General features: G+C 65.0%; 7 protein-coding genes and 1 rRNA gene. 6 read left to right on the forward strand and 2 right to left on the reverse strand.

Annotated elements, in window-relative coordinates; translation table 11 throughout:
• Positions 1–355: 355 nt before the first annotated feature.
• Positions 356–1,027 (reverse strand): TetR/AcrR family transcriptional regulator, encoded by a 672-nt coding sequence (locus CH273_RS13475; RefSeq protein ID WP_032396525.1) that lies wholly within the window; start codon positions 1,025–1,027, stop codon positions 356–358.
• Between the two features lie 14 nt (positions 1,028–1,041).
• Positions 1,042–1,644 carry a dihydrofolate reductase family protein gene (locus tag CH273_RS13480; RefSeq protein ID WP_032396526.1) on the reverse strand — a complete coding sequence of 201 codons (603 nt, stop codon included), beginning with the start codon at positions 1,642–1,644 and terminating at the stop codon, positions 1,042–1,044.
• 279 nt (positions 1,645–1,923) lie between these two features.
• On the opposite strand from CH273_RS13480, the gene CH273_RS13485 reads away from it, so the two are divergent.
• From CH273_RS13485 to CH273_RS13510, 6 genes are all read left to right on the forward strand, one after another.
• A complete protein-coding gene (locus tag CH273_RS13485; protein WP_462052386.1) occupies positions 1,924–7,173 on the forward strand; it encodes an AAA domain-containing protein in 5,250 nt (1,749 codons plus the stop codon).
• A 108-nt stretch (positions 7,174–7,281) separates the two neighbouring features.
• A complete protein-coding gene (locus CH273_RS13490) occupies positions 7,282–8,490 on the forward strand; it encodes a metallophosphoesterase (RefSeq protein WP_032396527.1) in 1,209 nt (402 codons plus the stop codon).
• Positions 8,491–8,518: 28 nt separating this feature from the next.
• Complete coding sequence (locus tag CH273_RS13495; protein WP_032396528.1) at positions 8,519–9,358, forward strand: HAD family hydrolase; 840 nt, start codon at positions 8,519–8,521, stop codon at positions 9,356–9,358.
• A 282-nt stretch (positions 9,359–9,640) separates the two neighbouring features.
• On the forward strand, positions 9,641–10,186 hold the full coding sequence (locus tag CH273_RS13500; protein WP_082322556.1) for an LpqN/LpqT family lipoprotein: 546 nt from the start codon (positions 9,641–9,643) through the stop codon (positions 10,184–10,186).
• 51 nt (positions 10,187–10,237) lie between these two features.
• Positions 10,238–11,647 carry a plasmid pRiA4b ORF-3 family protein gene (locus tag CH273_RS13505; protein ID WP_032396529.1) on the forward strand — a complete coding sequence of 470 codons (1,410 nt, stop codon included), beginning with the start codon at positions 10,238–10,240 and terminating at the stop codon, positions 11,645–11,647.
• Between the two features lie 485 nt (positions 11,648–12,132).
• Positions 12,133–12,204: ribosomal RNA gene (locus CH273_RS13510) — 16S ribosomal RNA — on the forward strand; the annotation flags it as partial.

Below are 12,204 nucleotides of genomic sequence, written 5' to 3' on the forward strand. Positions count from 1 at the left end.
GCGTCGGTGCGCTCGATGGAACGTGGATTGGTGCCGGGCATGCCATTTTCTCGTTCGTCATGCGGCACTCCGATCGGCTCATTCTAACGGTAACGAGGCCTTGTGCACCGCCAACAGCGTTCGGCGTGAGTGTGATTGATCACCAACAAGTGAAACATATTCTGTGGCAACCACTTTGGTCACGAACTCGCTGTCGAGTTTTGTTCACCTCGCAAACGTACTCGCGAGTAGCGTTGGCGCGTGGCGTAATTCGCCATTCGATCACTCTCGTTGCTACCGGCGAGTACATTACCGGTGGGTACAACTCGAGCCGATCGGCTCGAGTTGGTTCGCGCGTCGCCGAGTGCGGTCTCCCTCACCTGTCGCCCTCGCTCACCCGCGGCAGTCGCAGAGCGTTGACCCACAGCCTCGTGGCCGTTGCGAGCAGGGCCTCGGAGTCCTCGGGCGGACGGCCGTCGACGGCGTCGACCACGAAGTGGTTGAAGGCCAGCCGGCTGATCATCGAGGACAGTGCGCGGGAGGCCAGCAGAGGATCGAGTTCCGCGTCGGCCAGGCCGCGGCTCTGCAGACTCTCGATGCTTCGGGCGTTGCGCCTGACGAAGGCATCGGCGCGTTCGCGGCGGAGGCGGCGGAACTCGGGATCGATGTTCGATACCTGCTCGAGCAGCGCCATCAGCTTCGCGTTGCGCTGGTAGGCCTCGAAATAGGCGCGGTTGCTCGCAGCGATCACTGCCACCGGATCGTCGTGCGGGTCCACTCGCTCGGTACCGGGATGCAACATGTCGTCCCGTGACTGCTCGAGCACGGCGGCCAGGATCTCTTCCTTGCTGGTGAAGTAGGTGTAGAAGGTGCCGGCCGAGCACCGAGCGGCGCGGGTGATGTCGATGAGCCGGGAGTCCAGGTACCCACTGTCCTCGAAAACTCGGCGCGCAGCCGCCACGAGCGAGGATCGAGTTCGCAGCCCGCGCGGGGTGATCGGCAGCTCCCGATTCGGCAGCTCGCGGTCGGACTCCGGCGCGGCAGGCATTCAGTCTTTATACGTCATTCCCCGCGAGCTTCCGGTCGGATGAACCGGGTGAATCTCACTCCGCTGTCGAACTGGCGCGATTCGAGGTGCTCGAACCGCTGAGCGGGGAACGGGTCGGCACCCGTCCCGGGCGAGAACAGGCCGATTCCCCGGCCGAGTACGACGGGATTGACCTTGAGGAACAGCTCGTCGATCTCGGGCAGCAGTTGACCGGCGAGGTTTCCCCCGCCGCAGATCCAGACGTCGAACTCCGACTCCTCGGCTTTGAGGCTCCTGACGAGTCCGATCGGATCGTCGTTCACCACGGTGAGGGTCGGGTCGTCCGACCGGGCGAGGGTGCGAGAGAGAACGTACTGGCGCAGGTGGGGATAGGGGCTGGCGATCCCGGCGTCGAGCGCCGGTTGCAGCGTCTCGCGGCCCATGACCAGGGTGTCGAACCGAGTGGGCGGACCGTCCAGGCCGAACAGGGCCCGCACGTGCACGGGTAACGTCTCGGGCAGCTCGGCCACGATGGCATCGAGGTGATCGCCTTCGGCCACGAAACTGTCGTAGCCGCCGTCCGGTGCGGCGATGAACCCATCGAGGGTGACCGCGATGTAGTAGACCAGCTTGCGCATTCGGCTCCTGTCGTGGTCGACGGGGTGAGAACCCGTGGTCAGGGCGGGCGGGTCGATTCGCTGTGGGGGATCCAGCGACCGAAGTGGGTCTTTGTGACCCAGCACTAGAACATATTTTGTGTTCTCGGGACGCGATGAACAACTTGTTTTCAACGGCTAGTCTGGCCCGGGTGTGCAAACACCGTCCCTGAAACGGACGACCATTCGAGTATTTGTGGGGAAACTGTGACGGCTGCAGCTGCTACCGGTCGTGAACACGACGACGAGCTCAAGAGCAGGGTGCAACGCCTGCTGCGCTTCCTTCGCGAAATCGTCGAGGCGCGCTCGAACCCGGTGCTGCGTTTCGACGACCACATGCAGATCGAGTGGGTCCACGCCGGGGACGTTCCCATGCAGCTCGACCCCCGAGCCAAGCAGGGTGGTGTGGTGCTCCGTGCACCTCGCATCGCGGTCGACGAGCCGCCCGAGCCGCCTGCGCTGCTGTCGGGCTGGCTCGATCCTCAGGTCGTCGCAGACAGCCGCTACCGCGAGCTCGAGTTGGCCGACGCATCCTCGGTGACGTCACGCCGTCGAGAGGAAGCGCAGGAGTCCGACGCCGACTTCGACATCCGCAAGGCCTACGAGATCAAGCAGGCCTTCGAGGAGTACTCCGCAGCGTGGAAGGAATGGGCGCAGGAGGATCGGGATCGGCGACCGCAGGCCGCTCTGTACCAGGCACTGCAGCTGATGATGCAGGAGCTCGCGTCGCGACCGGAGTCGATCGAGCTCGTGGTGGCATCCGGCCTGTTGACGTCGAGCAACACCGATCCGCAGCGCAGCGTGCGCACTCACCTGATCACACAATCGGCCAGCATAGAACGGGACGTACGCACCGGTGACCTGCTGGTTCGCCTCGCCGCGAGTACCACCCCGCGGCTCGAGGACGGCCAGCTGCTGACCGGTTCGGACGATTTCGACACCTCCGGCTCCGTCGCGCTGGCGCGAGAACTGCGAGACACCGTCAGCTCGCCCATCGGGGACGGTGTCGCACAGTTCTTGCGGAACTGGGCGACGCGGGTGCCACGCCACGAAATCGAGGTGCTCGATCGTCTCGGGCCGCCCGGGGCTCTCGCCTACATCGACGACGACCGCACGCTGACCGTCTCACCTGCCCTCGTTCTCCGCGTTCGAGACTCGTTCGCGCTGGTCGAGTACTACGAGCAGATGATCGCCGACCTCGAGTTCGCCGACTCGCCGGTACCGCTGGGGCTCGCGCAACTGGTCGATGCCATCGAGCCGGCAGATCGGATGGCGTGGCTCGAACGCACGGGGGCGGGGGAGTCGGCGACACTGGCGGAGGACCCGCTGTTTCCGCTGCCGGCCAACGCCGAGCAGTCGCAGATCATCGAACGGCTGGGGCGCGACAGCGGCGTCGTGGTCGAGGGGCCGCCAGGAACGGGCAAGACCCACACGATCGCCAACCTCATGTCCGGGCTGTTGGCGCGCGGACAACGGGTTCTGGTCACTAGTGAAAAGTCACAAGCTTTGCGCGTGCTGCGGGACAAGCTCCCGCCGGAGCTGCAGGAGCTCTGTGTGTCCATCACCGACCTCTCTCGCGGTGGTTCGGACGAGCTCAATCGCAGCGTCGCGAAGATCGCCGAGCGCAAGACCTCGTTCGACGAAGCCAGCGAGGTGCAGAAGATCGAGGCTCTGACGACGCAGCGCGCAGCGGCCCTGGCCCGCCGGGCCGAGCTGCTCGATCGGGTCAGCGCGCTCCGTGAGTCCGAAACCGTTGTGCACGAGTATGTTTCCGATGGTTACGACGGCACCGTGTCGTCCATCGTGCGCAAGGTCAAAGCGGCCGAAGGTGCCCACGAGTGGCTACCCGGCCCGCTGCTGGCCGATCGGCCACCCCTCGACGGTGCTCAGGTCGATCAGCTTCGCAAACTCATTGCCGGCTCCGACGGCACTCGCGAACTTCGCTCGCGACAGGTACTGCCGCGTCCGGAGACCATGCTGCCGAATTCGGCCGAACTCGCCTCGCTCTGCCAGCGTGCAGGTGCGCAGATCGACACTCTCTCGCCCCAGGCCGCGGACCTCGTGGCGTTGCTCGACGGCGTCGAACCCGCCGTGTCCGCGGAGATCAGGCAACTGTGCGAGGAGCTCGCCGCCCGAGTGCGAGCGGTCGTCGAACTCGACGGCTCCTACCCACGGTTGACCGATTCCGTGCTGTCCGGCGAGGCCGCTCACCTGTGGTCTCGGGTCAGCGGAATCGACGCGATGGTCGAGACGGCAGCTGCGTCCGATCGCTACGTCGGTGCCCACGATGTGCAGTGCTCGTCGAGCTCGCCTGCGGCACTGTCGGCGATGGATGCGTTCGCCAGCGCGCTGGAGTCCGGTATCGAGTGGAAGCCCCGGTTCCGTCGCAGCGAGGAGCAGAAGGCCGTCGAGGCTCTCGACATCGTCGCCACCGTCGACGGCCAACCCGCGACGACGGCCATGGCCGCGCGACTGGTTGCCGAACACATTCGTGCACTCGAGACCGTGCAGACCGCAGCGGTGCTGCTGGCCGACCTCGCGATCATCGTTCCGCTCGACGGCACACGTTCGATTCGCGTCAACAACGTGGCGCGGATCGCCGACCGGCTCGGCCTGGTGTCTGCCGTCGTCGCTGCCCGTGACGCCCTGGTGCAACGGCTGTACACCATTTCGCCTGCGGCACCGTGGATTCGGAGCCTGGCCGAAGCTCAGGAAATCGCCGGGGCCGCCGACGCCATCGCCACGCGCATCGATATCGATGCCGCGCGCGCCGAGCTCGACGCCCTGCAGTTCGCGGTCGCGACGCGCATCGATGCCGGGCCCTCGCCCGAGGGGTCGAATCTGGTGAGTGCGTTGAGCACTGCGGACCCGTTGGAATTGGCTGCCGCCGTTGCGGCCTATTCGCAGGCGTGTTCCGAGCAGGAGGATCAGCTTCTGCTCGAATCGATGTCGGCGTCGTTGTCCGAGGTCGCACCCGCATTGTTCGACTTGGTCGAGGACACCGCGGGCGATGTCGAATGGGACGAGCTGAGCTGGCAGATGTCGAAGGCCTGGGCGTGGCGTCGGGCACGCGAGTGGGTCGGTGAGCAGCACCACGGTGGCCTCGAGCAGCAGCTGGAAGCGGAGCTCGCGGCCGCCGATACGGACATCGCCTATCTCACAACACGTCTCGCAGCTGCCAGTGCCTGGCGTAACAGCCTCCAGCGAATGACCGCCGTCGAGGTGCGTGCGCTGCAGACCTATCGAGAGCACATCTCCAGCATCGGCTCCGGAGCCGGTAAGTACGCCGAAACCTACCGCAGTGCAGCACGATCGGCGATGCGCGAGGCGCAGAGTGCGGTCCCCGCCTGGGTCATGCCGCTGTCCCAGGTGCTGGCCTCGATTCCGCCGGTGCCGGGCAGTTTCGACGTCGTCATCGTCGACGAGGCGTCTCAGGCCGACATCACCAGTCTCTTCCTGCTGTACCTCGCACCCCGTGTGATCGTGGTGGGCGACGACCGGCAGTGCGCGCCGGCGGACGTCCCGCAGGCCGGCACACTCGAGGACGTATTCGATCGCCTGGACGTCTATCTGCCCGATCTACCCGAACACGTGCGTGCGACGCTGACTCCGAGGTCGAGCCTGTTCTCCATGCTCCGTACCAGGTTCGGTCAGGTCGTGCGGTTGCGTGAGCACTTCCGCTCGATGCCCGAGATCATCAACTGGTCGAGTCAGCAGTTCTACGGAGACTCCCCGCTCGTTCCCGTTCGCCAGTTCGGTGCCGATCGGCTCCCGCCGTTGCGGCACACGTACGTTCGCGGAGCTACGGTGACGGGAAAGAATGCCTCACTGGTCAACCGTACCGAGGCCATCGCGATCGCCGACCAGATCGCCGAGTGCCTCGAGGACTCCGCTTACGACAACTTGACCTTCGGAGTGGTTGTGCTGCAGGGCCAATCGCAGGTCGACGAGATCCGCAACGAGTTGATCAAGCGGATCGGTATCGAACAGTGGGAGCAGCGTCGGCTTCGTGTCGGTACGCCGCCGGACTTTCAGGGCGACGAACGCAACGTCGTGTTCCTGTCGATGGTGGTGGCACCCGATCAGAATTTCGCCACCCTCACCGCCAATCAGTACAAGCGGCGGTTCAACGTGGCGGCGTCGCGGGCACAAGATCAGCTGTGGCTCTTCCATTCGGTGACCGTCGACCGTCTCAAGCGAGCGGACCTGCGCAACTCGTTGCTGAGTTACGTCACCTCCGTCTCGCCCGCTCCGGCCGATCCCATGCCGGTCGATGTTTCGCGCGAGATCCGGAAGGCACCGTTCGAGACGCTGCTCGAGCAGCAGTTGTGGAACGATCTCGTCGAGCGAGGTTTTCACGTCAATCCTGGTGTCGAGGTCAACAATAGACGCCTGGCCCTGGTCGTGACCGGCGACTCCTCGCGTCTCGCCGTCGAATGCGACGGTGACACGTTCCTGTCCACCCCCGCGCAGCGGCTGGCAGATCTGCAGCGTGAACAGGAACTCAAGCGATGCGGTTGGACGTTCTGGCGGGTGCGTGAATCCGAGTACTACCTGGACCGCGACGCGGCGTTGGAAAGCCTCTGGACCACGCTGGCCCGATTGGGAATCAAGCCCAACAGCGTTGTGGTGGAAGGTCTGGAGAGTTCGGACGGAGCTTGGACCCCGGTCCCACTCGAGTCCTCGCAGTTCGACGATTCCGGTGTGTTCGAGACGTCCACGTACGCCGACTCACCCGCGCGCCACGAGTCGGTGCTGTCCTTGTGGACCATGCCCCGGATCGACATCCCCGCCGAGGACCCGGCCGCATCGGATGCGCGACGAGCCGACCGCGAGGGATCCGCACCGACGACCACCAACGGTTCGGGAGCCGCCAACGGGGCGGGAGTCGAGAACGGCTCGGGCCCCACGAACGGGTCGGGATCGAACAACGGCTCGGGTATGACCAACGGGTCGGGTATGACCAACGGGCAGGGAACGACGAACGGCTCCGGTATGACCAACGGGTCGGGAACGACGAATGGGTCGGGAATGACGAACGGCGCGTCCGCCGCCAACGGTGGCGGTCGTTCCAACGGCTCCACTCGCTCGGCTCGGCCGATCGAGTCCTCGGCACCGAGTCGTTCGGCCATGACCAACGGATCCACACCCGCAAAGGATGCGGAGATCGATGCGTCCGCGCGGGTGCGCGATGCCGAGGTGAGCAGCGGCTCGACCACCGAGCCCGACGAAACCGCGAACAGCACGACAGCGGCAACGGACCGGATCGTGGAAGCCGACGAGGCGATCGCACAGGACGAGGCGGCCGCAGAGGACGAGGCCGGGGCGAGGGGCGAGGCTCCCGACCTCGACGGATCCGATCCTGCCGAGGCAGAGGTTGATTCAGCGGGAGCACCGGATGCCGACGGCGAGCCGAGCGGGGGCCTCGAGGCACCCGAGGACGAGGGCATCGCAGAACACGAGTTGCCGCTCAACGGACTTCGCGGATACACCACCCGTCGTCGGCCGTAGTTCGGCGTTTCCTGCCGACAGGCTCAGCGCCCGCACCGAAGCCGTGAGGGCGACGTAGTCTTGGTCCTCGGGCTGCGCGCACGTACGAGTGAAAAGGGTTCGACGCCGATGACAGATCGACAGATGCAGCAACCGGAGCAGTCGGTGTCGCCGGATCGGTCGCCGCGCACTCGGCGGATGGTCGTGCCTACTGTCGTCTTCGTCGTCTGCGCTGCGCTTGTCACGCTGCCGACCTGGACCGTCGTATTCGCCGGCGCGCAGTGGCCGCTGGCCGCGCAGTTGGCCGGATCTGCGGTTGCACTCGCTGTATTCGTGGCGTTGCCTGCAGCGATGTACATGGGCCACCGGCCGAGCGCAGAAGGTTCCTCCAAGGATGCGTGGGCGCGTATCGGAGACGTGTTGTTGGGCTCGGTCTGGATCGCGTTCGTGTGGGCGGCACTCTCGCTGCTGCTGCGGCTCGCGCTGTGGACGGGTGGGGTCGACGACCCACTTCGCTCGCGGATCGTGTCGGTGACAACCGTGGTGGTCGTGCTCGCCCTCGCGCTGTGGGGTCATTACGAGGCGATGCGAACTCCCCGCGTGCGACACACGACCGTCAGGATCGATCGGCTCGGGACGCGATTCCACGGTCTGCGAGTGGTTCTCGTGACCGACACTCATTTCGGCCCGCTCGATCGCACGACGTGGTCGCATCGATTGACCGACGCCGTCAATGCGCTCGAGCCGGACGTATTGGCCCACGTCGGCGATATCGCCGACGGCTCGGTCGATCGGCGTCGAACGCAGGCCGCGCCGTTGGAGTCGATGCTCGCGAGTGCGGCGCGCGTCTACGTCACCGGCAATCACGAGTACTTCGGTGAGGCGCAGGAGTGGCTCGATCACATGGAGGACCTCGGATGGAACTCGTTGCACAATCGCCATGTGGTGCTCCATCGAGGTGAAGACGCGCTGATCATCGCGGGCGTCGACGACGCCACCGCCGCAGGGTCGGGTGCGCCCGGCCACGGCGCCGATCTTGCTCGCGCACTTGCCGGAACCGATCCTTCGATGCCCGTGCTGTTGCTGGCTCACCAGCCGAAGCAGATCGGTGACGCAGTCGACGCCGGCGTCGACCTGCAGGTCTCCGGGCACACACACGGCGGTCAGATCTGGCCGTTCTCGGCGCTGGTTCGGCTCGACCAGCCGGTGGTGCACGGTCTGAGCAGACACGGTGCGCGAACTCAGCTCTACACCAGCCGCGGATCGGGATTCTGGGGTCCGCCTTTCCGGGTGTTCGCGCCCAGTGAGATCTCCGTTCTGACATTGGTCGCCGGCTGAGCGATCGACACCTGGCAGGATCGGTGGGGTGAAGAGAACCGAAGAGGTCGTCGTTGTCGCCACCGATCTCGACGGCACCCTGTTGCGTTCGGACCGGACCGTGTCTGCGCGAACGGCCGCTGCGATGGCTGCCGCAGACGCAGCCGGAATCAGGGTGGTGTGGGCCACGGCTCGGGCACGCCACTCCATCGACGAACTCGCGGCGTCCTGCGGATTTCGCGGGACCGCGATCGGTGCCAACGGTGCTGTCGTCCTCGACCTGGCCGACGGTTTCCCGGCCATCGTCGGCACCAGATCGGTACCGCCCGAGACAGTGTCCTCTGCCAAGTCGGTCGTGCGCTCGCTCGTTCCCGGCGTGGCCTTTGCGACCGTGGGTGCCACGCGATTCGTGGCCGAGGCTCGGTACGCCGAGCTGTGCGTGTTCGCCGATCACCACCGGCAGCCGCACGAGATGGAGCTGTCGGAGTACGGTTTGTCGGCCGACGTCGAGCCAACGGTCAAAATCGTTGCTCGGCACAGTGATACGACGAGCGAGGAGTTGTACGAGCTCGTCGCCGCTGTGGGAGTGGACGGGGTGGAGTTGACTCATTCCGGTGCTCCGTACATCGAGATGTCCGCAGCGGGAGTCTCGAAGGCCAGTGCGCTGCAGGAATTGTCCCAGCGGTGGGGGATATCTTCGGGTTCGGTTGCGGCGGTGGGGGATGCGCGCAACGATCTGCCGATGCTGACCTGGGCGGGCACGGCGTTGTGCCCGTCGAATGCTGCTGAGCCCGTACGATCCGTTGTCGATCGAGTCCTCGAATCCAACGACGACGACGCGGTTGCGCGCTATCTCGAGGAACTCGTTGCACGCCGGGCGAAACTGTGACGCGCGGTCTGCTCCCTGGGTTGCCGTATGAGAAGCCGGCCCCCATCGTCGGCGGAAACACACCGGTGAGCTCTCCGGGTTCGGGTGACGTAGCGATTGCGGCGCAACCGAATTCGGCTTCGTTCACCGACGGAGCAGTCAGCTCGACGTGGCCGGCGGACGGTTGGAGTCGCGCAGCGCTCAGCTCCCCGCCGGTCACTGCCTCTAGGATCTACGGACGAGCGGACCGGCGCGGGTAGCCTCTGGCGTGTCGGTGAATCGTCCACCACGAAAGGCCCTGCTGTGAACGACGCCCTGTCGACGGAATCCTCCGAGCCCACCACCATCGCCGAGTACCTGAACGCACATGCGTTGCGCGTCTCGCCGCTCGACGGTGCCGCGGCGGCCGAGATCGGCATCACCGTGCCGATTCCTGCGGGATGGCAGACGCTCGATCCCGCACAATTTCCCGGGGCGACTCAGGTGATCGTGGAACCGAACCTGGTGGAGAACGGATTCGCGCCCAATGCGGTGCTTCTGGTCGGTGCGTTGTCGCGCACGATCGACCCGGAAGCGTTGATGGCATTGGGTTTCGGCGACGGACGTGCAATGCCCGGCTGGGTGGAGCGCGAGGCGAGCGCGGCGTCGTGGCTCGGCTGGCCGTCGCGATTCATTCGGGGTACGTACGTCGCGCAGCAACTCGAAGCGGCCGTGACGACGCGATATGTGGTGGTGGGCGTCGAAACTCAGTACTTGGTGCAGTTGACGGTGACGACGTTGGCATCGCAGCTCGATGCGTTGGCGTTCGACGTCGCCGCGATAAACGATGGTTTGACGACTGGTACGTAGAAGAACGCGAGCCCCTGTGTCCGACGCGCGGGTCCGACTAGGGTCGATTCCATGTCGATGAGAACCGGTCGCGTCCGGCACCTGTCGGTGGTGCCGAACTTGTCCGACGCCGACGAACCGGCCGACGGCGAGGCGACAGAGGCCACGCGGCGGGGCCTGGTGAACTTGGTGCTTCGGGTGACCGTGGATCACACCCGTCCGCAGATCTGGCGCCGGGTGCGGGTGCGCTCGGACCTGCTGTTGTCCGAGCTGCACTCGGTGCTGCAGAGGGCTCTCGGTTGGGAGGACCGGCATCTGCATGCGTTCAGCGTCAGGACCGCCGGTGCCACGCGTCGATTCGAGATGGAGGAGTCGCTCGACGACGAACCGGACGACGAGTCGTCGAGCGAGGAGCGAGTGCGGATCGACGACGTGCTCACTGCACCGGGTTCCACCATGACGTACGAGTACGACTTGGGTGACGGATGGACGCACACGATAGTTCTGGAGCAGATCGATTCCGATATCGACGACCTCCGATCCGTCTGCCTCGACGGGGCGCGTGCATGCCCACCCGAGGAATCAGGCGGGCCAGCGCGCTATGCACAGGCTTTGGAGATCGCCGCCGACCCGTCCGATCCCGAACACGCAGGCGTGCTGGCGCGGTGGGGCGCGGCCTTCGACCCGGCTCTGTTCGACGCCGATGCAGTCAACACTGTGCTGCACTCGTTCGACGTGGGGCGTTCGGTCCTTGCCGAAGCGGTGGCCGCGGCTCCGGCCATCGGAAAACTGTTCGATCGAGTGCGTCCTACGGAGGTGCCGTCACTGATGGCGTTGCTTCCGCGGTGCGAACTCACCATCGAGAGCTCGATCGATCTACCCGTCGCCGAAATTGCGATGGCCAAGTTGACGTGGTTCCTGGGCAGAATCGGCGACGCCGGAGCCGACCTGACCGGTGCCGGCTACCTCAAGCCTGCATTCGTCGTGGCGATTCGAGAGGAACTCGACTGGGGCTTGGGCTGGGTCGGGCCGAGCAATCGCGAGATCGATCATCATCAGGTGACCGATCTGCGCGAGGCGGCGCGGCACCTCGGGTTGACCCGCACATCGAAGGGCAGGTTGCTGCGCACCAAGCTCGGTGCAGCGTTGGCTCACGACCCGGTAGGGATGTGGCGACATGCGGCGTCGCGACTTCCGCTGGGCAAGGAGACCTACGAGACCGACGCAGCGACTCTGTTCCTGATCTCCCTCGCTGCATCGGCATCTGCGACGCATCGTAACAAGATGATGATCGAGACTGTCGCCGAATTAGGCTGGGCCAGTGAGGATTCCGGTGTCTTCGATGCCCAGTTCGCGGCGCAGGCCACGGTGAGCTTTCTCGATCTCATCGGTGCCCACGGTCCGCAGTTCTACTTCCGTCAAGGGGTGTCGGACTCACCGAGCTGGTCGCGCAGGTTCGCACGTGATGCACTGCTGAGCTGAGTCGACGAGAAGTGGTCCCGGTAATGCCGAAATGGGGCTCGGGTCGCGCAAGACTGCCGCTGAGCAGGCGATTTGCGTTGGTGTGGTTGGTGGCGTAACTTTTGTCGAGTCAGAGCGACGGACACCGACCCGGTCTTCACGGACTGGGTGAACGAGGTTGGACGTGTGGCTCGGCAGGTTGTGTCCCCCAAGAGTCGGACCTTGTGTCCGAGACCAAGCTGGGATACGCTGGAACAGTTGCCCTCGAGGCCGACGGACTGTGTGTTCGTGGGGTGAGAGTGTGTGCGTGTTCTTTGAGAACTCAACAGTGTGTCGATGAATGTCAGTGCCGAATTTATTTTGGTGAATGCATTCGATGTATCAGCCATCCGCTTGTGGTGGTTGTTGTCGGGTGTTGTTTGAAATGCTAGTTGAGTTTTTTTGCTAGTGATTTGACTCTTTATGTTTATGACTGATTTGCAGTTTCGGCTGTTGATCGAGAGTCTTTTACGGAGAGTTTGATCCTGGCTCAGGACGAACGCTGGCGGCGTGCTTAACACATGCAAGTCGAGCGGTAA

The sequence above is a fragment of the Rhodococcus sp. 05-339-2 genome, assembly GCF_002258965.1.
GTDB lineage: Bacteria > Actinomycetota > Actinomycetes > Mycobacteriales > Mycobacteriaceae > Rhodococcoides.

Excerpts from the sequence above, each read along its gene's own strand:
- CH273_RS13480 (WP_032396526.1), bottom strand. The coding sequence starts at position 1,644 with ATGCGCAAGCTGGTCTACTACATCGCGGTCACCCTCGATGGGTTCATC.
- CH273_RS13505 (WP_032396529.1), top strand. The coding sequence starts at position 10,238 with ATGTCGATGAGAACCGGTCGCGTCCGGCACCTGTCGGTGGTGCCGAAC.
- CH273_RS13490 (WP_032396527.1), top strand. The coding sequence starts at position 7,282 with ATGACAGATCGACAGATGCAGCAACCGGAGCAGTCGGTGTCGCCGGAT.
- CH273_RS13475 (WP_032396525.1), bottom strand. The coding sequence starts at position 1,027 with ATGCCTGCCGCGCCGGAGTCCGACCGCGAGCTGCCGAATCGGGAGCTG.